A 20,192-nucleotide genomic window follows, 5' to 3' on the forward strand; every position below is an offset into this window, starting at 1 on the left:
CGCCGCCGGTTCCCTCGGGATCCGGCGGCGTTGCTCCGTGCTCAGCGGGCGTCGAGCGCGGCGAAGATGGCCTGGTTGAGCTCGAACGCGACGACCGACTCCGCGACGGCCTCGTCGAGCTGCTCCTCGGTGAAGGGGGCGGCGTCGAGCGCGTCGCGGTAGCGGTCCTTGTACGGCTTGACCTTCTCGATGTCGGCGAAATGGTAGAAGGAGATGCCGGGGTCGCCGGGGGCGATGCCGAGCGAGCGCCCGAAGATCGCGCCGAGCGCCTGGCCGCCCGACAGGTCGCCGAGGTAACGCGTGTAGTGGTGCGCGACCAGTGACGGGGCGCTGCCGGAGATCCGCCGGATCCGGTCGGCGTAGGCCTCTGCCTCCGGGGTCAGGGGCACCTCTGCGCCGTCGCCCAGGGCCGCAAGGTCGGCGCGCAGCGACTCCACGCGCTCCAGCGCAGGATCGTGGAACGCCGCGAAGGACTCGTCGTCGGCCAGCCCGCGGGCGGCTTCCTCGAGGGCCTCGTAGACGTGCAGCAGTTGCCGGGTCAGCGCGAGCAGGTCCTTGCGGGTGGCCTCGCCGTGGGCCAGGCGGGTCATGAAGGCGCTGTTCTCTGCGCTCTCGTGGGCGGCGCGGGTCTCCGTGCGCAGTCGGGCGGCGAGTCCGGTGGCGGCCAGCTGGGTGGTCATCGAGATGGTCTCCTCTTCACGTCGCCCGACCTATTACGTAAGGTCAGGCATACCTAATTCGTCAACGCCAGTATGACACATTCGCGACAGGGTGTCTCTTTCATGACGACAGGGTGTCCCACCCATGACGTGGGCGTCAGGGAGGCTCAGCGCGAGGCGGCGTCGACGACGGCGGCCAGGGTGTCCGCGTCGCTCAGGATCCGGAAGTGACCCATCGCCGCGACCTCGACGTTGACTGCGCCGGGCAGGTGCGACCCGCCGGGGATGTGCGGGTCGAAGGCGGGGCTGATCGACGTGATGCGGTCGTTGACCTCACTCCGGGCACCCAGGTCCACGATCGCGGCGTCCGCGGGGCTGAGCGAGCTGACCACCCGCCAGGGGATGAGCCTGGCCAGCGAAGAGCCGGCGAACGGCGTCGCGACCGCCACGAGCGAGTGGACCCGAGCGCCCTCCTCCCCCAGCATGACGAGCTTGCCGACAAGTCCGCCCTTGGAGTGCGCGACCAGCACGACGTCGGTCAGGTCGCGGACCGCGAGGTAGGCGGCGGCGATCACGGCGCCGTCGGCCAGGGTGGCGGTGTTGCGGCGGAGCTCCGGCAGCGTGTGGACGGGATGCCCGGCGGCGTGCAGCGCCTCGGCGACCGGGCGCATCATGGTCCAGTCCTCCAGCACCCCCGGCAGCAGCACCACTGGGCGCCCGTCGCCGTCGGCGTAGCGGGCGGGGACGGCCCGGCGCATGAGGCCGCCGCCCAGCGCCCAGGCGACGTAGCGGTAGTCGGCTCCCCAGAACCAGCCCCGCCGCGCCACCACGCGGAGGCCGTCAGCGATGGGCATGCTCGTCTATCAGGTCGGCGATCCTCTGCGGGGCCGCGAACATGGTGGCGTGGGGCCCCGGCACCGCGGCGAACCAGCCCTCGGGGAACAGCCCGGCGAGTCGGCGGCCCCAGCCCAGGGGGACGATCGGATCCGTGTCCCCACAGATGATCAGCGTCTTCGCTTCGATGCCCGCGGCCAGTTCCTCCATGTCCGTGCCGAGCAGGTGCGGCAGCTGCCGCGCCATGTACGGCACGCCGGCCCGGAAGAAGTAGTCGTAGAGGGCCATGCCGGTCACGCGCGGAGGCTCGCGCAGGCCGTTGGCCAGCAGGAGCGTCGCCAACTTGGGCAGCGAGTGCGCGTCGGGCACGACCACCGGCGCGATGAGCACGATGTGGTCGACCTCCTCGGGGAAGTCGGCGGCGAGCTCGGCGACGACCTGCGTGCCCATGGAGTGACCCACCACGACCGGGTGGTCGAGGTCCTTCTCCTTCAGGTACCGGCCGACCATGGCCGCGTGGTCCTCGATCGTCATGTCCCGGTCGGGGCGGGGCGAGCGGCCGTAGCCGGGCAGGTCGAGGAGGTGGACGTCGCCGTGCTGCGCCAGCGCGACGGCGGTGGGCCCGTAGGAGCGGGCGGAGACGCCGATGCCGTGCACCAGGACGAAGTCCGGCCCGGACTTCTCGGGGACCTGACAGGGGAAGCGGTAGGCGACCATCGAGGCGTCGCCATAGCCGCTGCGGCTGGTGTGGTACTCGACGGTGCCGATGTAGCGGCGGCGGTAGCGCACCTCCCCGCGGGACGTGTGACGACGTGACATGGGTGCAGCCTAGCGAGTGGAATCCTCTGCGTCGGCCGCGCCTGCGTCGACCCACTCGTAGCGGGACCGGGCCCGGACGACGGCCACCACGATGCCGGCCAACGCCACCACGGCGACGATCGCGATCCAGCCCCACGGGACGACCCAGACGGTGGTCTCGGCGGTGACAGGGTCGGCCATGGTGCCGTCGATGCCGGTCGGCTGGACGCTGACCGACACTGTCGTCGGGCCGAGTGCCCAGACGCCTGCGACGGTCGTCGCGCGGTCGACGGTGCTGCCGGGCAGCGTCTCGGGGACCTCGCCCGTGGTGCGGCCCGAGCCGAGGCCGCCGGGTCCGGAGGCCGTGAGCACCTCGGGCGCGAAGGCCCGTCCGGTCCCGTCGTTGGTGACCCGGTAGCTGACGGCCAGATCCACGCCGGCGAAGGGGTTCAGAGCCAGCGGCGCGTCGACCGTGAGGTCGGAGACGGCGAGCGACGTGGTGACGTCGCCGGGGACGCGCAGGTGGATGCGGGTGCCGAGGCGCCGCTCGACGGCGACGGTGCCCCCGTCGCCGGCGGCCAGCACGCTGACGAGGCCCCCCGCGTAGTCGCCCGGCGTCGCGTCGTCGGGCACGGAGATGGTGACGTCGATCTCCTGCTTCTCGCCGGGCTCGAGGGTGACCTCGTCGGCGGAGGTCGTGACCCAGGAGCCGAGCCCGGTGGGCTCCTGGTCGCTCGGGATCAGGTCGAGCTGCCCCGAGCTGGTGGTGATCGCGTCGGTGGCGAACACCCGCAGCGTGATGTCCTCGCTGCCGGAGTTGGTGAGCACCCACGTGTCCTCGACCGACGACCCGGGCTCCTCCTCGTACGCGTAGTTCGCGCGGCCGGAGCCGTCGTCGGACACGGCGACGCTCCAGGAGACGTCGGCGTGCGCCGGCAGGCCGACGGCCACGAGGAGGAGTGCGAGGATCGCCGAGGCGAGGACACGTGGGCGCATCTGCATCAGCCCAGGGCGGTCAGCGTGAGCTGGGCGTTGTAGGCGCCCGCGGTGGTGGAGGCCAGCGCGTGCAGGGTCAGGGTCGAGCCGAGCGTGGCCTCACCCTCGGAGCCGGAGGCCAGCGTCGCGGGGGCGGCGAGCCCGGGGGCGTGGGCCTGGACGCGGGCGCCGACCTGGGCGTCGCCTGAGATCACCTTGGGCTGCCAGCCGAGCGACCGGGCGGCGATGGTGCCGCCCGTGCTGGAGGTGAAGTCCGAGACGTAGCCGTTGACCGACCACTGGCCGCCCTCGCGGGTGTCGCTGACGGTCACCTGGGGCAGCTCGCCGGAGGCGGAGAAGCCCTGCGGCAGCACCGAGGCGGTGCCGAGGTTGGCGGTGCCGGAGACCGAGAGGGTCAGCGCGGGCTCGGGCTCGGGCTCGGTGGTGTCGGGCACCACGACCTCGACGTCGACGTCGCCCTTGTCCTGCTCGGTGGGCTCGGTGGTGGGAGGCGTGGTCTCCTCCTCGACGTCCCAGCCGACGGTCAGCGCGGTGGCGGGCTTCTTCGGGTCGGCGCCGCCGCCCGAGGAGTACCAGTAGGAGGTCTGGCCGGTCAGCTGCTGGAAGTCGACGAACGACTGCGGGAATGAGCCCCACGACGTGCCGGTGGTGGTCTGGCTCACGCCGGACACGGTCACGCCGAGGTAGTCGGGGGTGACGGTGAGGCCGTCGGCCGTCAGCTCGACGTCGGTCAGCGTGGCCATGGTGACGGTGCGGCCGGAGATGGCCTCCCACTTGGACATGTCGTCCATCGAGGTGCCGTAGCCGCTGAGCGTGGCGGTCAGCGTCCCGGTGCCGTCGGCGTCGATCACCAGCTCCGGGTCGGTGGCGCTCCAGTAGGTCATGCCGCCGTAGAAGGCGCTGGTGAAGGAACCGGTCCAGGAGACGGTGGCGGTGCCGGCCTCGAGGTCGACGGTGCCGGTGCCGCCGGAGAAGACGGCGCGGTTGTTGGTCGATGAGCCGGCCCCGGTCCCCACGGCCGAGCCGTTGGCGCCGAGACACTTGGTGCCCCAGGTCGGGGTCTCGTCGCCGGAGGCGCCGTCCTTGACGATGGTGACGTTGCCGTCGGTGGCCTTGTAGAAGCCGTCGGCCTCGGTCCACACGCGGGACGATCCGGTGTTGCCGGCGGCGCCTGCGCTCAGGAAGTTGCAGCCGCCGAAGTAGGCGCCGCCGCCTGCCTCCTGCGAGAGGCCCCAGTCCAGGGTGATGTCTTCGACGCTCTGCTCTGCGGCGTCGGCCGCGGTGACGGAGCCGAAGCTCAGCGCCGCGGCGAGTGCGCCCGCGGCTGCGATGCGGGTCAGTCGGGTGGTCATATGACGTTCCTTACGTGACGGGTGGATGGTGGGTGGAGCTCCAGGGGCCGGTCAGCCCTTGGACCACGGAAGCACGAACCAGCGGCGGCGGAATCCGACGCCGGCGACGGCCGTGAGGGCGGCCAGTGCCGAGGACGCGATCACCAGGAGCGCCCGTGGGTCCTCTGCGACAGCGGCTGCTGCCGGGATGAGCCCGCGGCTGCTGAGCAGCGCGTCGGGCGTGGTGGCCGCGATCCAGCCGGCGTCGGCCGGGGTCACGTCCACGGGGGCAGCGGTGGCGGCGACCGCCTGCGCCGGAGCGCCGGAGGTCGTGCCGGAACCGGACGAGCCGGCCTGCCCTGTATTGCTGGCGGTGGCAGTCGAGCTCGGCCGGTCGGTCGAGTTCGAGGGGCCACCCCCGGAAGTGTTGTCGTCGCCGTCGCCGCGCGGCGGGGTGGTCGGCACGGCGTCGTCGACGCGGTCCGAGGCGGACCAGCTGACGGACAGCGCGGTCGGGGGCTTGGCGAAGTCGCGCACGCCGCCCGAGGAGTGCCAGTACGGCCCCTGGCCGGCGACGTAGGCGAAGTCGACGAAGCTCTGTGGGAAGGCGCCCCAGTCGTCTCCGGTGCGCGTCTGGGAGTCGTCGGCGGTGTTGACCTTGACGCCGCGGTAGGCCGGCTCGTCGGAGAACCCGAGGTCGCTGCCCAGGGAGACGTCGGTCAGCGTTGCGATGGTGACGGTGCGGGGCGTGAGCGCGGTCCACACCGAGGCGTTGCCGCGGTCGGCCCCGTAGCCGCCGGCGGTCGCGGTCAGCGTGCCCGTGCCGTTCTTGAGAGTGAGGACGGGATCTGTGACCCAGAAGTAGGTCAGCCCCCCGTACATGACCAGCGTCACGGAGCCCTTCCAGGAGACCTTCGCCGTGTTGGTCGACACGTTCACGGTTCCCGAGCCGCCCGAGATGACGAAGCGGTTGCCCGTGCCGTAGTCCGTGGTGCCGGTGGTGACGGTCTCCCCTGTGCGGGCGTTGATGCACTTGTCGGCCCAGGTAGGACGGGTCCAGGTGGTGTCGGAGGTGGGCTTCTCGATCGTGACGTTGCCGGACTTCGCGGAGTAGAAGCCGTCGGACTGCGCCCACACGCGGCTGGACCCGGTGTTGCCGGCCTTGCCGGCCGACAGGAAATTGCAGCCGCCGAAGAAGGCGCCCGAGCCGCTCTCGGGGTTGACGCCCCAGCTGAGGACCGCGTCGTCGACCTCACGCTCGAAGGAGGGGATCACCACGTTCACGTCGACGACGTCGTTCGAGTCGTCGGCGGCCGCGGTGCCGAGGCCGAGCGTCAGCGACAGCCCCCCGGCGACGAGCGCGATGATCCACCTCCTCACAGGCCGTCACCGCCCCTCGGCGCCTTCACACGGCGGACCTTGCCGGCACGCGAGGCCTTCCGGCGCCGGACGATGGCGGTCACCAGGGAGGTGACGATGAGGATGAGCAGGACGCCCGCCAGCGCGGCGACGGCGATGGCCGCGTAGCGCCACCAGTCGGAGACGGGCTGGGTCTCGGTGGTCGCGGCGGCGGCCGACGGGTCGGCCATCACGGAGACCTCCGCCTCGGCGACCTTGCCCGAGCCGGCGCCGGTCAGGGTGATCACGTGGGTGCCGGCGCGCATGTCGCTCGGCAGCGAGATGGCGCCGGCGACCTCGCCGAAGCGGCCGGCGGTCAGCGGGCCGACCCCGGCCAGTCCCGCGCCGACGGTGGCGACGACCTGCTCGCCTGCCTCGAAGCCCTGCCCGGTGAAGCCGATGACGCGGCCGGCCTGGATGGCGCTCTGGCTGAGCCCGACGGTCGCGGGGACGTCGGCCGCCTCGCCGTCAGCATCACCCTCGGCCTCCGCCGCCGAGGCCGCGGCCGTCGCGGCCGGGGTGGTCGCCGTGCCGGTGGAACCCGAGGTCGACGACGACCCGTCGGAGCCGGAGGAACCCGTGGATCCGGACGTCGAGCTGGTGCCGCTGGCCCCCGAGGCATCGCCGAAGCTGATGGGCGTGAACGTCTCGTTCTTCGCGTTGACCACGCCGTGCGCGCCGATGGTGATGATGCCGCACTGCACCGCCAGGCAGTCGACCGAACGCGAGTTGCCGTCGCGGTCCTGGGCCGTGAACTCCGGGCCGGGCACCACCAGCGAGACGGAGAAGTTCCCGCTGGCCGACACCTCGCCGCCGTTGGCGGAGCTCTCGGTCGAGGACCCGGGGAAGGCGATGAACTTCTGGTAGCCCTGGTTGTCCTTGGTCTCGGAGTCCGGGACGTAGAGGAGATCGGAGCCGGTCTTGCCGCCGTTGCTGGGCTTCCAGGAGCCCCCGCTCGGGTCGTCGACCCACCCGAACATCAGGTAGATGCCGCCGAAGCCCCCCTTGATGGACTGGAAACCGCTGCCCTTGATCTGGAAGGTCGTCGAACCGTCGGGCTTGGCCACGGCGCTGCCGAGCGACGACGTGGCCGTGACGCGGGCCGCGGCCTGGGCAGGCTGGGCGCCGGCCAGCGCCAGCCCGAGGGCGGCGGCCAGCGTGGTGGCTGCGGCGATGATCCTATTCACACGGACTCCCGGACTCTGGAACGGACCGGCAGCACGACTGGCCCGCCGGAGATGGGGTCGTCGATGACGGTGACGGGGTGTCGGTAGACCTGCGTGAGCAGCTCAGCGGTCAACACCTCGCGGGGCGTGCCGTCGGCCACGACGACGCCGTGGTCGAGCAGGACGACGCGGTCGGCGTAGGCGGCGGCGAGCGACAGGTCGTGCAGCACGACGACGACCGCCACGCCCGCGTCGGCGCGGTCGCGCATGTGCGCGAGCTCCATCTCCTGGTGGCGCAGGTCCAGCGCGGCGGTGGGCTCGTCGAGCAGCAGCAGGGCCGTCTCCTGGGCCAGGGCGCGGGAGAAGCTGACGCGGGCCGCCTCGCCGCCGGACAGCGTCGGGACGCGGCGCTGCGCGAAACCGAGAGTCTCGGTCAGGTCCATCGCGGCGGCGACGACCTCGTCGTCGCGCTCCGCCTCGTCCGTGCCGTGCCACGGGGCGCGTCCCATCCGGACGACCTCGGCGCCGGTGAACGCGAAGGATACGCGGGCCTGCTGCGTCTGCACGGCGCGGTGGCGGGCGGCCTCGGCGGGGCGCCAGGAGTCGAGCGCGCGGCCGAACATGGTCACATCGCCCGCGTCGGGGCGCACGTCGCCGGAGATGACGGCGAGCAGCGTCGACTTGCCGGCTCCGTTGGGGCCGACGAGCGCAACCAGCTCTCCGACGCGGACGTCGAGGTCGATGTTGCTGAGGATCGGGTTGCCCGACAGTGCGACGGAGGCCCCGGTGACGGTGACGGCGCTGCTCATGCCCAGCCTCCGGCCCCGCGGGAGCCGCGGCGGATGAGCCAGAAGAAGAACGGGCCGCCGACGAGCGCGGTCAGCATCCCGATGGGCAGCTCGGCGTAGGTCACCAGCGTGCGGGCGAGCAGGTCGGCGATCAGCAGGAGCGCGGAGCCGCCGACGGCGGAGACGATGATGAGCCAGCGGTGGCCGGGGCCGAGCACCATGCGCACGAGGTGCGGGATGACGAGCCCGACGAAGGAGATGATGCCGCCGAAGGCGACGGCGGCGCTGGTCAGCACGGCCACGATGAGGATCGCGATGCGGCGCAGGTGCTCGACGTCGACGCCGAGGTGGCGGGCGGAGCGCTCGCCGAGGCTCAGCAGGTCGAGCTGACGGGCCAGGCACAGCGCGGCCACGATCCCGGTCACGGTCAGGGGTGCGACGACGGCGACCTGCGTCCAGCGGGCGCCGTTGAGGGAGCCCAGCTGCCAGAAGACGATCTCCTCGCGGGCCTGCGTGTCGCCGAGGAAGACGAGCAGCGCGATGAGGGCGCCGCAGACGGCGTTGATGGCGACGCCGGTCAGGACGAGGGTGACGACCTCCGTGCGCCCGCCGCGGCGGGCGGTCCGGTAGGCGAGCATCGTCGCGCCGAGGCCGCCGAGGAAGGCCGCGACCACCAGGGTCCAGGACCCGAGCGCCGACAGGCCGAACACGATGACGGTGCAGGCGCCCACGGCCGCGCCGGACGAGACGCCGATGACGCCGGGCTCGGCGAGCGGGTTCCCGAAGACGCCCTGCATGAGCACCCCGGCGACCGACAGGGCCGCCCCGACGACCAGCGCGAGCGCGACGCGTGGGAACCGGACGGTCCACAGGGCCGCCTCGCTGTAGGCGTGCGCCGGATCGACGGTGCCGATGCCGAGCTTGGCGCCGATCGAGGCGAACACCTCGCCCGGGGAGATGATCATCTGCCCGTTGACCAGGGAGAGGACCGTCGCGATGGCGAGCACGACCAGCAGCACGGTCAGCATCGTCACGGGCAGCCAGGCGCGCGGCTCCGGCGGGAGGTGCGGCTGCTCGTCGCCCGCGGCGGGGGCGGTCTCGAGACGGAACGCGACGCTGCTCACAGGTCTACCCCGTAGAGGGCGGAGGCGAGCGAGCGCAGCACGTCGGGCGTGGTGGAGCCGAAGCTCAGGATCTGGGAGTCGTCCATGTCGATGACGCGCCTGTTGGTGCCCGCGGGGGTCTGCGCGAACGCGGGTACGTTCTCCAGCAGCCCGTCCACGCCGCCGACGGACTCGAGGCCCTTCGTCATGCAGAGGACCACGTCGGGGCTGGCGGCCACGAGCGCCTCGTCGGTCATGGGCTTCATGCCTGTCACGCCGACCTCGCTCGCCACGTCGACCGCGCCGAGGGCCTCGATGAGTGAGTCGGAGCCGGAGCCCTCGCCGAACAGGTAGTAGACGCCGGACTGGCCGCGCAGGTACAGGAAGGCGACGCGGAGCTTCTCGCCCTCGTCCGCGGGAGCAATCTGGGCGATCTCGGCGACAGCCTCGTCGATCTCGGCCTGCGTGCGCTCGGCCAGCCTCTCGGCCTCGTCCGACAGGCCGACGGCGGCGCCGACCTGGCGGGTGATCTCGTCGACGTTGTCCATCGAGCGGTGCGAGTCGACGACCACGACGGAGACGCCCGCGTCGCGCATCTGCTCGATGACCGACCACGGGCCGAGGCTGGTGTCGGTGATGATGAGGGTCGGCGCCAGCTGCAGGATCGCCTCGGCGTTGAGCTCGTGGCCGGCCGGGGTCACGAGCGTCGCGTCGGCGATCTCGTCGAAGGTCGACGATGAGTCGCGGCCGACGACGTTGGCGCCGAGGCCGAGCTCGAAGACGATGCGCGAGGTGGTGCCGTAGAGGTCGAGCGCGAGGATGCGGGAGATGTCGTCGACGACGACCTCGGTGCCCTGGACGTCGGTGACGGTGGCGGGGATCGCGGGCTGCGGGTCGTCGGTGATCGCGTGCACCGTCGCGTCGTCGACGGTGGCGGTGACGGCTCCGGTTAGCGACTGCGCGTCGTCAACCCGCTGGGGGGACGTCGCCCCGCCGCACGCCGTCAGGGCCAGCACCAGCGCTCCGGCAAGGAGTTGCGGACACCGGCTCAGGGCAAGGGAAGCGATCGTCACGCCCCACAGGTTAGGCAAACCTCACCGGATTTTGCAAACTTCCCTGTGCATTAATCCGCCGGCGCCACAGGTCAGACCAACCGCGCCGCGCCGGCCCCCTCCTCGTCGATGATCTCGCCGAGCACCCAGCCGTGCACCTCGCGCTGCTGCAGCGCGGCCAGGGCTGCGGGGACCTGGTCCTGCGGGAGGATCGCGACCATGCCGACGCCCATGTTCAGCGTCGCGTCGATGTCGGCCTGCGGCACATTGCCGACCTGCTGCACGAGCTGGAAGATCGCGGGCGGGGTCCAGCTGTCGCGCTGCAGAACGGCGGCCATGCCGTCGGGGATGACGCGCGCGAGGTTGTTCTCGAGTCCGCCGCCGGTGATGTGGCTCATCGCGTGCACGTCGGCCTTCGAGATGAGGTCGAGGATGTCGAGCGCGTAGACCTTGGTGGGCTCGAGCAGCTCCTCCCCCAGGGTGCGGCCGAGCTCGTCGACGTGGCGGTCGAGGCTCCAGCCGGCCTGCTCCAGCAGGACGTGGCGCACCAGCGAGTAGCCGTTGGAGTGCAGGCCCGACGACCTCATCGCGATGACCGCGTCGCCGGGCTGGACGAGGTGTGCGCCGAGGATCTGATCCTTCTCCACCACGCCGGTGGTGGCGCCGGCGATGTCGTACTCGTGTGGGGCGAGCAGGCCCGGGTGCTCGGCGGTCTCGCCGCCGACCAGCGAGCAGCCGGCCGCGACGCAGGCGTCGGCGATGCCGGAGACGATGGCCGCGATGCGCTCGGGCACGACCTTGCCGGTGGCGATGTAGTCGGTCACGAACAGCGGCTCGGCACCGCAGACGACGAGGTCGTCGACGAGCATGCCGATCAGGTCGAAGCCGATGGTGTCGTGCTTGTCCAGGGCCTGCGCGATGGCGACCTTGGTGCCGACGCCGTCGGTCGAGGTCGCCAGCACCGGATTGCGGTAGCCCTTCAGCGCGGAGGCGTCGAAGAACCCGGCGAAGCCGCCGAGCCCGCCGAGCACCTCCGGGCGGCGCGTCCGCTGCACGGACGCCTTCATCAGCTCGACGGCGCGGTCGCCGGCCTCGATGTCGACGCCGGCGGCGGCGTAGGCGCTCTGGTTCACTTCACGACCTCCAGGTTCAGGAGCTTGGCCTGTGCGGGTGGGATGGCGACGGGGTACCTGCCGTCGAAGCAGGCCCGACAGAGGCTGTCCGCCGGGATGTGGGTGGCCTCGGTCAGGCCTTCGATGGAGATGTAGCCGAGCGAGTCGGCGCCGATGGACGTGCAGATCTCGTCGACGCTGAGCCCGGGCGCGATGAGCTCGGCCCGGGTGGCGAAGTCGATGCCGTAGAAGCAGGGCCACTGGACGGGCGGCGACGAGATGCGCACGTGCACCTGACTGGCGCCCGCCTCGCGGAGCATCCGCACGAGGGCGCGCTGCGTGTTGCCGCGCACGATGGAGTCGTCGACGACGACGAGCCGCTTGCCCTCGATGACCTCGCGGAGCGGGTTGAGCTTCAGCCGGATGCCGAGCTGGCGGATGGTCTGGCTCGGCTGGATGAACGTGCGGCCGACGTAGGCGTTCTTGACGAGACCCTGTCCGTAGGGGATGCCGGAGCCCTGCGCGTAGCCGATGGCCGACGGCGTGCCCGACTCGGGCACGGGGATGACGAGATCGGCGTCGACAGGGAACTCCTCGGCCAGCTTCCGGCCGATCCGCACGCGGGTGGAGTGAACGTTCTGGCCGCCGATGGTGGTGTCGGGGCGGGCGAGGTAGACGTACTCGAAGATACACCCCTTGGGTGCGGGCTCGGCGAAGCGCTGCGTCCGCAGGCCCCGCTCGTCGATGGCGAGGAACTCGCCGGGCTCGACCTCGCGCACGAAGCTCGCTCCGACGATGTCGAGGGCCGCGGTCTCGGACGCGACGACCCAGCCGTTGCTCAGCCGTCCGAGCACCAGCGGGCGGATGCCCTGCGGGTCGCGGGCGGCGTACAGCGTCGTCTCGGTCATGAAGGTGAGGCAGAAGGCGCCGACGAGGCGCGGCAGGACGCGGAGCGCGACGTCCTCGAGCGGCAGGTCGCCGAAGCTGGACATCAGGGCCGTGACCAGCGAGGTGTCGTTGGTCGAGTCCATGGTCTTCTTGCGCGGCACCTTCTCCGACGGGGCGAGCTCGGCGAGCCAGTCCTCCAGCTCGTCGGTGTTGGTCAGGTTGCCGTTGTGGGCCAGCGCGAGGCCGCCGTGATGCGTGGCGCGGAACGTGGGCTGCGCGTTGTTCCAGACGGACGCGCCGGTCGTGGAGTAACGCGTGTGGCCGATGGCCAGCCGCCCGGGCAGCGACCGGAGCGTGGCCTCGTTGAACACCTGGGACACGAGCCCCATGTCCTTGTAGACCATGATGCGCTGCTCGTTGCTGACCGCGATACCCGCGGACTCCTGCCCGCGGTGCTGGAGCGCGAACAGGCCGTAGAACGTGAGTTGCGCGACGTCCTCCTCGGGTGCCCACACCCCGAAGACGCCACATTCCTCTTTCGGACCTTCAAAGTCGTTCGGCACCGGATCAGCCTATACGGAAGGCCCCCGGGCGGACCTCTTCACGGGGAGCCATGACTAGCATGTGGGCACATGACCGGCTGGGTAGGTGTTGCGCTGCGTCGGGCGGCCGCCGCCCGCGCGCTGCTCGTCGTCCTGCTGGCGCTCGTGGCGGTCGTCGCGGGGCTGGTCGTCGGGTCGCTCGGGCACTGGGCGAGCCTGGCCGACGAGACCGCCGCCGACGCCGTCGCCGACTCGACGCTGACGGTCCGCACCCGGCTCGCCGCGGACCCGACGTCACAGGACGAGACGGCGAGGAAGGCCCTGGCCGACGGCCTCGCGCCGACCCCCGTCACGGTGCTGACCAGCTACGACACCGAGCCGCAGCGCGTCGGCTCGTCGCGCGTGACGCTGGCCGCCGGCCCCCTGTTCGACTCCGCCGTCGCCGTCGAGGGCGCACTGCCCGCCGCGGCGAATGAGGCGGCCGTGCCCTACTCGGCCGCCGACGCGCTCGGTCTCGAGATCGGCGACGAGGTCAGCGTCGCGGGCCGGACTCTGACGGTGACGGGGACCTGGCGGCTGACGGACGCGCGCCTGGTGGAGGCCGTCGGTTCCCCGCTGCTCGTCGCCGACGAGGTGGTCGCGGCCACCGACTCCCCCTTCGTCCAGTGGACCCTGCTGCCCGGTGGCGCGACGGCGTCCGGGCTCGGCCCGCTGGCCGCCGGCGCCGGGCGGGCCCGCGAGCTGGCGGAGCCCGCGGACCTCACGGGCCGCGGCGTCACCGTCGGCGGGGATCTGGCCGAGGCCGCGGCGTCCGCGGACACCGACCTCGAGCTCGCCGCGTTCCTCCGCATCGTCCCCCTGACGGTGCTGCTGCTCGTGGCGGCCGTCGGACTGGTGCAGGTCGCCGTCCTGCTGGCCGCCGCCCGCGAATCCGAGGTGGGGCTGTTGTTCGCCCGTGGCGCGGCCAGGCCGCAGGTGCTCACCGCCGGCCTGGCCGAGGCGCTCGTCGTCGCCGTCTGCGGCACGGCCCTCGGTGCGCTTCTCGTCGGCCAGGTGAACATGGGGGTCGCGGTGTCCCTCGCGCTCTCGGCCGGCGCCCTCTGCGGCGTGGCCATCCGCTCCTCGCGCCCCCGCGACGGCCGCGACTCCGGACGGCTCCGCGCCGTCGCCGGGGCCGCGTCGCTGGCACTGGTGTGCGCGCTGGCCGCGCTCACGACGTGGCAGCTGCGCCGGCACGGACGCCTGGCGGAGGTGATCGGCGCCGGCGTGGTCGGCGACCCCGTCGCCGCGCTGTCCCCGGCGTTGCTGCTCGCCGCCGTCGGCGTCGCCGCCCTCGTGGTGCTCGCCCCCGTAACGCGGCTGCTGGAGCTGGCCACGCGCCGGGCCGGCACGCCGCTGTGGCTGGCGGGGGCGCAGCTCGCCCGCGCCCTGCGCCTGCACGCGGTGCCGGTCGTCCTGATGGTGCTCGCGACATCCACCGCCACGTTCTCGGCCGTGTTCGCCGGCTCGGCGGCCCGCTACGAGGGTGACGTCGCCGCGCTGGCCGCCGGGGCGCCGGTCAGGGCGACCCTCTCGTCGACCTCCGCCGACGACGTGCCGCTGCCCGCCGCGGCCGGGCTCGCCTCGCCGACCCCCGTGTGGCTCGCCGACGCCGGGCAGGTCGGCAACCTGCTGGTCCCGATGCTCGCCGCCCCCACCGACTCGCTCGCTCGCGTGGCCATCCTGCCCGGCGGCGCCACGACCCCCGACCTCAGCGACGCCGCGGCGGACACGGTGCCCGTCGCGCTGACGACGTCCATCGCCGGGGATGCCTCGCTGGAGGTCGGCGACGCGCTGGTCATCGGGGCCTTCGGGGCGCGCTTCGACGCCACGGTCGCGGCGGTCGTCGACACGCTGCCGCGCATCGGTGACGGGGCGCTGGTCGACTCCGCGGCCCTGCAACGCGCCCTCGCCTCCGACGGCCGCACGCTCGGCAGGCCGGCCGAGATCTGGGCCGGAGACGGCACGGACGACCAGCTGGCCGCGCTGGCCGCCGAGCAGGGGGTCACGGACGTCTCCCGACCGGCCGCTGCGTCGACCGACGGACCGACGGCGCTGACCGCCGGCTCGCTGCGGCTCGCCGCCGTCGGTGCCGTCGCGCTGGCCGCCGCCGGTGTTGCCGCGGCGTCGGCCGCCCAGCTGCGCGCCCGCAGGCCCGAGGTGGCCGTGCTGCGGGCGCTCGGCATGACCCCGACGGCCCAGGCCGCTGCCAGGATCTGGGAGTCGGCCGTCGTCGGGGCGCTGGCCGCCGCCGCCGGCGTCGCGGGAGGCCTCGGCGTCGCCTCGCTCGTGACCATCCCGCTGGCGCACTCGACCGGGGCCGACCTCCCCGTCGCGCTGGTCGCGGACCTGCCCCAGCTGGCCGCGCTGCTGGCGGCCGGCGCAGCCGCGACCGTGGTGGTCGTCGCGCTGGCGGGCGCGGCCGTGCTCGGCCAGGCCCGCGACGCCCAGTACCGGGAGGAGGTCCGATGACGCTGTGGACGCTCCTGCGCCGCCAGCTGGCCGCCCGGCCGTGGCCGACGCTGCTGCTGGCGTTCACCGTCGCCGTCGTCTCCGCACTGGTGACCGCCGTTCCCCGGCTGGTCGCCGACCTCGACGACCGGCAGCTGGCCCAGCGGCTGGGCTCGTTGTCTGCCATCGCCGGCGACGTGTCGGGTACCTGGAGCGTCCCGGCACCGCTCGACGGCCAGGTGCACGACCCGTGGGACGACAACGCCGATGCCGCCGAGGCCATCCGGCAGGCGCAGCCGGAGCCGCTGCGCTCCCTGCTGGCGCCCGCGCAGTTCGTCGCCCAGTACGCCACGACCACCTCCAGCGTGCCGCCGCAGGCCTCCGGCTACTACACCGTCACGTGGCACCTGCTGGTCGACCCCGCGCTCGCGGAGCATGCCGAGCTGACCGACGGGGCGTGGCCCGCGCTCGACGACGAGGGGCCGCAGCAGGTCGCGGTCCTCGCCGACGCGGCCACGCGGATGGGCTGGGAGGTCGGCGACGTCGTCGGCAACGACTACCTCGTCACCGGGCTCTTCCGCCCCCGCGACGCGACCGACGTGCGATGGGAGCACCTCGAGCTCGGGCGTCGCTACAACGAGCTGAGCGACCCGAACCGGGGCATCGAGCTCGAGGTCGGCGTGTTCCTGCCGAACGAGCTGGCCGGCGGGGATCCGACGGGCCGCCTGCAGGCGCCGTTCCGCACCACCCTGTGGTTCCGGCTCGACCCGGCCGCGGTCGGGGGGTCGAGCGTGGACGTCGACGCCCTGAACGCGCAGGTCACGGGGCTGACGGCGCCGTCGTGGAGCGTCTCGCCCGACGGCGCGACGACCGTCCGGCTGGCCACCGAGCTCGGTCCGGTCCTGACCTCGGTGTCGGCGCAGCAGGTCACCACGCGGACCCTGGTGTGGGTCAGCGCCGCGGGCCCGCTCGGCGTCGGGGCGGCCCTCGTCCTGCTCGCCGCGCGGCTGGTCGCCGAGCGGCGCCGCCGGACGTCTGCCCTGACCGCCGCGCGCGGCCTGTCGCGGCGCCAGCAGCGCAGCCTGGCTCTCGTCGAGGGGCTCGCGGTGGGTGTGCCGTCGGCCGCACTGGGGCACCTGGCGGCCGCCGCCCTCTCGCCGGGAGCCGACGGCTGGGTCGCGTGGTTCTGGACGCTGCTGGTGGCCCTGGTGCCCGCCGGGCTGCTGACCGCGTCGCTGACCGCTGTCCCCGGATCCCGGGGCCGCGCGGCGGCCAGGTGGCGGGTCGTCGCCGAGGTGCTCGTGCTGCTGGCCGCGGGCGTCTCGGCCTGGCAGCTGGCCTCCGGCCCGACCGGAGGCGTGCTCGTCATCACCTCTCCCCTGCTGCTCGCCGTCGCCGTGGTGCTGGCCGTCCTCCGGCTCTACCCGCTCCCCCTGCGCGCGCTGCAGACGGCGCTGCGCCCACGTCGCGGGCTGGTCGGCTTCCTGGGCGCGGCCCGGGCGCTGCGCTCCCCCGCGGGCGGCGCGGTCCCGGTGGCCGCGGTCGTGCTGGGCACCACCATGGCCGTCACATCGTCGCTGCTGCTCGGCACGGTCTCGGCCGAGGTCGACCGCTCCGCGTGGAGCGACGTCGGCGGCGACGTGCGCGTCAGCGGGCCGCCCGTCACCGACGAGCTGGCCGGGCAGCTGGCCGGGATCGACGGCGTCGCCGCGGTGACGCGCCTGCGCCTCGCCTCGTCGAACGAGACGCTCCGCCAGGGCGACGACTCGACGCTGGTGCGCGTCTGGCTGGCCGACGACTCGCTGCCGGTGGTCTACGCGGCCGCGGCGGGCGGCGACGCGGTCCCCGCGGAGCTGTTCGACGACGGCGGGGACGCCCGGATCGTGACGGGCGGGGCCGGGGGCACCGGTTCCGGCACGCTCGGCGCGCTCGGGGCGGTCACCGTCGTGCGCAGCGCCGACGACCTGCCCGGCGTGCTGACCGGCTCGGCGTGGGCGCTGGCCGACGTCGACCGGTGGCCCGGCGGAGGCGACGTGGCGTCGACCCTGGCGCTGCTCGCGCTCGACGACGGCGCGGACCCGGTCGCAGTGGCCGACGGGGTGGCTGGCCTCATGCCGACCGCGAAGGTGCAGACGGCCGCCGCCGAGCTCGACGCGCTGCGCTCGAGCCCGACCCTGACGGGGCTGACCCGCATCTTCGGCATCCTGGCCCTCGGCACCGTCGGGCTCCTGCTGCTGGCCACGGCCTCGTCGCAGGCGCTCGCGGCGCAGGAGCGGCGCTCGCTGGGCGCGATTCTCAGGACCCTGGGGCTCGGGCCGGCGCAGCTCAGGCAGCTCACGGCGTGGGAGCTGGCGCCGATCGTCGCGGTGGCGCTCCTCGTGGGCGCGGCCGCGGGGCTGGCCATCGCCGCCCTGCTGGTGCGCAGCGTCGACCTCGCCTCGCTGACGGGTTCGACGGCCGCGCCGTCGCTCCACGTCGACCCGCTCGGGCTCGGCGCCGTGCTCGCCGGGCTGCTCGCCGCGGCGGGCCTCTCCATCCTCATCCAGGCGTGGCGCGCGGGCCGCGTCGACGTCGCCGACCAACTCCGGAGGAACGATGACACCACGCACGCATGACCTGGCGCGCGCCCGGCGCACGCACGCCGGCCCGGACATCTGGTGCGAGGACCTCGTGCGGATCCACCGCACCGAGGGCATCGAGGTGCAGGCGCTGCAGGGGCTGAACCTCACCGTCGAGGCGGGCGAGGTCGTCGCGCTGGTCGGGGCCTCCGGGTCGGGCAAGTCGACGCTGCTGAACATCCTGTCGGGCCTCGACACCCCCACCGGCGGCCGGGCGCGGGTCGCGGGCGAGGACCTGACGGCGATGGGCCGCCGGCAGCGAGTCGACTTCCGTCGGCACAGCGTCGGCTTCGTATTCCAGCAGACCTCCCGCAACCTCCTGCCCTTCCTGAGCGCCGCCGAGAACGTCGCGCTGCCCATGGTGATCGCGGGCCGCGGTCGTCGCGAGGAGCGCGCCGGGCTGCTGCTGGATCTCCTCGACGTGGCCGACTGCGCCGACCGTCGGCCCGGCTCGCTGTCGGGCGGCCAGCAGCAGCGGGTCGCGATCGCCACCGCGCTGGCGAACGCCCCGTCGGTGCTGCTCGCCGACGAGCCGACCGGCGAGCTCGACGAGGTGCACTCGGCCCAGGTGCTCGACGCCATGCGGGCGGCCGCGACCGAGTTGGACACCACCGTCCTGATCGTGACCCACGACCCGATGGTCAGCGGGCACGTCGCCCGCACGGTGCAGATCCGCGACGGCCGGACGTCCACGGAGGTGCTGCGTCACACGGTCGCCGACGGCGACGGCGTCCGCGAGGTCGTCGAGGAGTACTCGGTGATCGACCGCACGGGGCGCGTGCAGCTCCCCGCGGAGCACGTGGCGGCGCTGCAGCTGCACGACAGGGTCCGCATCCACCGCGAGAGCGATCACGTCGGCGTCTGGCCGGGCGAACCGGCCACGCCCCCGGCGCCCCGCCACGGGACACAGGAGGAGTCATGACCACGTCTCGCCTGACAGGCGTCGACCTGACCCGCGACTTCGGCTCGGGCGAGACGCTCGTGCACGCACTCACGGGCGTGTCCCTGGAGGTGGCGGCTGGTCGGCTGACGGCGGTCACGGGGCCGTCGGGGTCGGGCAAGACGACGCTGCTGAACCTGCTCGGCGGGCTGGACCGGCCGACGTCGGGGCGGGTGCTGCTGGACGACACCCGGGTGCTGTCGGAGTTGCCCGAGGCCGAGGTGCTGGCGGTCAGGAGGCGGCGGATCGGCTATGTCTTCCAGACGTTCGGGCTGATCCCGGTGCTGTCGGCCGCGGAGAACGTCGAGGTGCCGCTCCGGCTCGCGCAGGTGGAGCCGAAGGAGCGGTCACGGCGCGTCGCGGAGGCGCTGGAGCGCGTCGGCCTGGCGCGGCACGCGCACCAGCGCCCGCACGAGCTCTCGGGCGGACAGCAGCAGCGGGTCGGCATCGCGCGCGCGGTCGTCGCGGGGCCGGACATCCTGATCGCCGACGAGCCGACCGGCCAGCTCGACTCGGACACCGCCGCCACGATCATGGACCTGATCGTGGAGCTGTCTCACGAGCGCGGCCTCGCCGCGGTCGTCTCCACGCACGACCCGGCTCTCGTCGCACGCGCCGACCACGTCGTCCGCCTCCTCGACGGTGCCCGCCTCTGACCCCGCCCGAGCCCGCGACTGACCCCGCCCCGGCCCCGCTCCCCTGGGTCGCGATGAGCACGACACACTTGTCATCGCTGAAAACGGCCGTTATCGGGCGAAATCTCGCGATGAGCAGGAGGATCTGCTCATTCTCAGGCCAGCCGGAGCCCGAAGAACGTCGTGCCGGCCTCGTCGGGCGCGACGAGTTCCGTCCAGCCGAGGTGACGGTAGAACGCGACGGCGTTCGTGTTGTCCGACGATGCCCCCAGGTGGACGCCGGGGACGCCGCGCGCCCGCAACTCGTCGACGTAGCGCTCCATCAGCCGACGACCCCAGCCGCCGCCCTGCGCCGCGGGCAGCAGGTCGATGTGGACGTGCGCGGGGTACTCGGCCAGGAACGGGAGGGGCTCTGCGCCGAGCGTGTCGGCGAAGCCGATCAGCCCAGCCTCGACGCGATCCTTCCCCTCCGCCGACGGGGCACGCGGCGGCCACCAGACGTAGCGGAACCAGGCCTCGAAGGCTGAGGTGTCGTCGGTGCCGAGCACGTAGCCGACCACGGTCCCGTCGCCGTCGTCGACGACGAACGTCAGGCCGGGGTCGCGGGCGGGGTACGGCAGGGCGAACACGTCGCCCCAGAGTCGGTCGTCGCTCAGCATGCCCGTCGCGTCGCCGCCGAAGCGCGCCGTCAGGAGGCACACCCGCGAGATGCCGTCCTCGTCGCCGGGTCTGAAGCGCCTGAGTTGCTGCATGCCGTCTCCTTGGTTTGAGCAGATCCTCCTGCTCGTCGTCGATTCTGCCCCGATTCCGGCCGTTTCGCGCGACGACAAGTGTGTCGTGCT

At 73.3% G+C, this 20,192-nt stretch carries 17 protein-coding genes; 4 read left to right on the plus strand and 13 right to left on the minus strand.

The genetic code is table 11. The annotated features are described in order from the left end of the window. Positions 1 to 41: 41 nt before the first annotated feature. The 12 genes from KDB89_RS10940 to purF all read right to left on the minus strand — a co-directional run bounded on the left by KDB89_RS10940 (position 42) and on the right by purF (position 12,688). Positions 42 to 680 (minus strand): biliverdin-producing heme oxygenase, encoded by a 639-nt coding sequence (locus KDB89_RS10940; protein WP_219080945.1) that lies wholly within the window; start codon positions 678 to 680, stop codon positions 42 to 44. A gap of 146 nt (positions 681 to 826) precedes the next feature. Continuing rightward, entirely contained in the window at positions 827 to 1,513 is a 687-nt protein-coding gene (locus KDB89_RS10945; RefSeq protein WP_219080947.1) for an esterase/lipase family protein, read from the minus strand. Continuing rightward, positions 1,500 to 2,312 carry an alpha/beta fold hydrolase gene (locus tag KDB89_RS10950; protein ID WP_219080949.1) on the minus strand — a complete coding sequence of 271 codons (813 nt, stop codon included), beginning with the start codon at positions 2,310 to 2,312 and terminating at the stop codon, positions 1,500 to 1,502. The genes KDB89_RS10945 and KDB89_RS10950 overlap by 14 nt, the downstream gene beginning before the upstream one ends. A 9-nt stretch (positions 2,313 to 2,321) precedes the next feature. Continuing rightward, positions 2,322 to 3,287: a WxL protein peptidoglycan domain-containing protein gene (locus KDB89_RS10955; RefSeq protein ID WP_219080951.1), complete on the minus strand. Its 966-nt coding sequence runs from the start codon at positions 3,285 to 3,287 to the stop codon at positions 2,322 to 2,324. A 5-nt stretch (positions 3,288 to 3,292) separates the two neighbouring features. Continuing rightward, a complete protein-coding gene (locus KDB89_RS10960) occupies positions 3,293 to 4,639 on the minus strand; it encodes an HtaA domain-containing protein (protein ID WP_219080953.1) in 1,347 nt (448 codons plus the stop codon). Positions 4,640 to 4,690: 51 nt separating this feature from the next. After that, the gene (locus KDB89_RS10965; protein ID WP_219080955.1) at positions 4,691 to 5,998 is read right to left on the minus strand and encodes an HtaA domain-containing protein; all 1,308 of its coding nucleotides are present in this window, start codon (positions 5,996 to 5,998) and stop codon (positions 4,691 to 4,693) included. Beyond that, the gene (locus KDB89_RS10970) at positions 5,995 to 7,203 is read right to left on the minus strand and encodes a hypothetical protein (RefSeq protein WP_219080957.1); all 1,209 of its coding nucleotides are present in this window, start codon (positions 7,201 to 7,203) and stop codon (positions 5,995 to 5,997) included. Before KDB89_RS10970 ends, KDB89_RS10965 begins: the two co-directional genes overlap by 4 nt. Continuing rightward, positions 7,200 to 7,991, minus strand: a complete 792-nt coding sequence (locus KDB89_RS10975) for a heme ABC transporter ATP-binding protein (protein WP_219080959.1) — start codon at positions 7,989 to 7,991, stop codon at positions 7,200 to 7,202. The genes KDB89_RS10970 and KDB89_RS10975 overlap by 4 nt, the downstream gene beginning before the upstream one ends. Then, positions 7,988 to 9,094, minus strand: coding sequence for a FecCD family ABC transporter permease (locus KDB89_RS10980; protein WP_255555886.1), 1,107 nt, complete (start codon positions 9,092 to 9,094; stop codon positions 7,988 to 7,990). Before KDB89_RS10980 ends, KDB89_RS10975 begins: the two co-directional genes overlap by 4 nt. After that, a complete protein-coding gene (locus KDB89_RS10985) occupies positions 9,091 to 10,146 on the minus strand; it encodes a heme/hemin ABC transporter substrate-binding protein (RefSeq protein ID WP_219080961.1) in 1,056 nt (351 codons plus the stop codon). Before KDB89_RS10985 ends, KDB89_RS10980 begins: the two co-directional genes overlap by 4 nt. A 71-nt stretch (positions 10,147 to 10,217) precedes the next feature. Then, positions 10,218 to 11,258: a phosphoribosylformylglycinamidine cyclo-ligase gene (gene purM, locus KDB89_RS10990; RefSeq protein WP_219080962.1), complete on the minus strand. Its 1,041-nt coding sequence runs from the start codon at positions 11,256 to 11,258 to the stop codon at positions 10,218 to 10,220. Beyond that, on the minus strand, positions 11,255 to 12,688 hold the full coding sequence (gene purF, locus KDB89_RS10995; RefSeq protein WP_219080964.1) for an amidophosphoribosyltransferase: 1,434 nt from the start codon (positions 12,686 to 12,688) through the stop codon (positions 11,255 to 11,257). The genes purM and purF overlap by 4 nt, the downstream gene beginning before the upstream one ends. A gap of 69 nt (positions 12,689 to 12,757) precedes the next feature. Here purF and KDB89_RS11000 point away from each other — a divergent pair, with 69 nt between their 5' ends. The 4 genes from KDB89_RS11000 to KDB89_RS11015 are packed head-to-tail and all read left to right on the plus strand — an operon-like array spanning position 12,758 to position 19,371. Continuing rightward, on the plus strand, positions 12,758 to 15,178 hold the full coding sequence (locus KDB89_RS11000; protein WP_219080966.1) for an FtsX-like permease family protein: 2,421 nt from the start codon (positions 12,758 to 12,760) through the stop codon (positions 15,176 to 15,178). After that, positions 15,175 to 17,772, plus strand: coding sequence for an FtsX-like permease family protein (locus tag KDB89_RS11005; protein ID WP_219080968.1), 2,598 nt, complete (start codon positions 15,175 to 15,177; stop codon positions 17,770 to 17,772). Before KDB89_RS11000 ends, KDB89_RS11005 begins: the two co-directional genes overlap by 4 nt. Beyond that, positions 17,753 to 18,697: an ABC transporter ATP-binding protein gene (locus KDB89_RS11010; protein ID WP_219080970.1), complete on the plus strand. Its 945-nt coding sequence runs from the start codon at positions 17,753 to 17,755 to the stop codon at positions 18,695 to 18,697. Before KDB89_RS11005 ends, KDB89_RS11010 begins: the two co-directional genes overlap by 20 nt. Then, the gene (locus KDB89_RS11015) at positions 18,694 to 19,371 is read left to right on the plus strand and encodes an ABC transporter ATP-binding protein (RefSeq protein WP_219080972.1); all 678 of its coding nucleotides are present in this window, start codon (positions 18,694 to 18,696) and stop codon (positions 19,369 to 19,371) included. The genes KDB89_RS11010 and KDB89_RS11015 overlap by 4 nt, the downstream gene beginning before the upstream one ends. 134 nt (positions 19,372 to 19,505) lie before the next feature. Here KDB89_RS11015 and KDB89_RS11020 read toward each other — a convergent pair whose 3' ends face one another. Beyond that, a complete protein-coding gene (locus KDB89_RS11020) occupies positions 19,506 to 20,102 on the minus strand; it encodes a GNAT family N-acetyltransferase (RefSeq protein WP_219080974.1) in 597 nt (198 codons plus the stop codon). Between the last annotated feature and the right edge of the window lie 90 nt (positions 20,103 to 20,192).

Source organism: Tessaracoccus palaemonis, assembly GCF_019316905.1.
GTDB lineage: Bacteria > Actinomycetota > Actinomycetes > Propionibacteriales > Propionibacteriaceae > Arachnia > Arachnia palaemonis.

Bases quoted from the DNA above. Each gene is read 5' to 3' on its own strand.
- KDB89_RS10940 (WP_219080945.1), bottom strand. From the start codon at position 680: ATGACCACCCAGCTGGCCGCCACCGGACTCGCCGCCCGACTGCGCACG.
- KDB89_RS10945 (WP_219080947.1), bottom strand. From the start codon at position 1,513: ATGCCCATCGCTGACGGCCTCCGCGTGGTGGCGCGGCGGGGCTGGTTC.
- KDB89_RS10950 (WP_219080949.1), bottom strand. From the start codon at position 2,312: ATGTCACGTCGTCACACGTCCCGCGGGGAGGTGCGCTACCGCCGCCGC.
- KDB89_RS10955 (WP_219080951.1), bottom strand. From the start codon at position 3,287: ATGCGCCCACGTGTCCTCGCCTCGGCGATCCTCGCACTCCTCCTCGTG.
- KDB89_RS10960 (WP_219080953.1), bottom strand. From the start codon at position 4,639: ATGACCACCCGACTGACCCGCATCGCAGCCGCGGGCGCACTCGCCGCG.
- KDB89_RS10975 (WP_219080959.1), bottom strand. From the start codon at position 7,991: ATGAGCAGCGCCGTCACCGTCACCGGGGCCTCCGTCGCACTGTCGGGC.
- KDB89_RS11000 (WP_219080966.1), top strand. From the start codon at position 12,758: ATGACCGGCTGGGTAGGTGTTGCGCTGCGTCGGGCGGCCGCCGCCCGC.
- KDB89_RS11005 (WP_219080968.1), top strand. From the start codon at position 15,175: ATGACGCTGTGGACGCTCCTGCGCCGCCAGCTGGCCGCCCGGCCGTGG.
- KDB89_RS11010 (WP_219080970.1), top strand. From the start codon at position 17,753: ATGACACCACGCACGCATGACCTGGCGCGCGCCCGGCGCACGCACGCC.
- KDB89_RS11015 (WP_219080972.1), top strand. From the start codon at position 18,694: ATGACCACGTCTCGCCTGACAGGCGTCGACCTGACCCGCGACTTCGGC.
- KDB89_RS11020 (WP_219080974.1), bottom strand. From the start codon at position 20,102: ATGCAGCAACTCAGGCGCTTCAGACCCGGCGACGAGGACGGCATCTCG.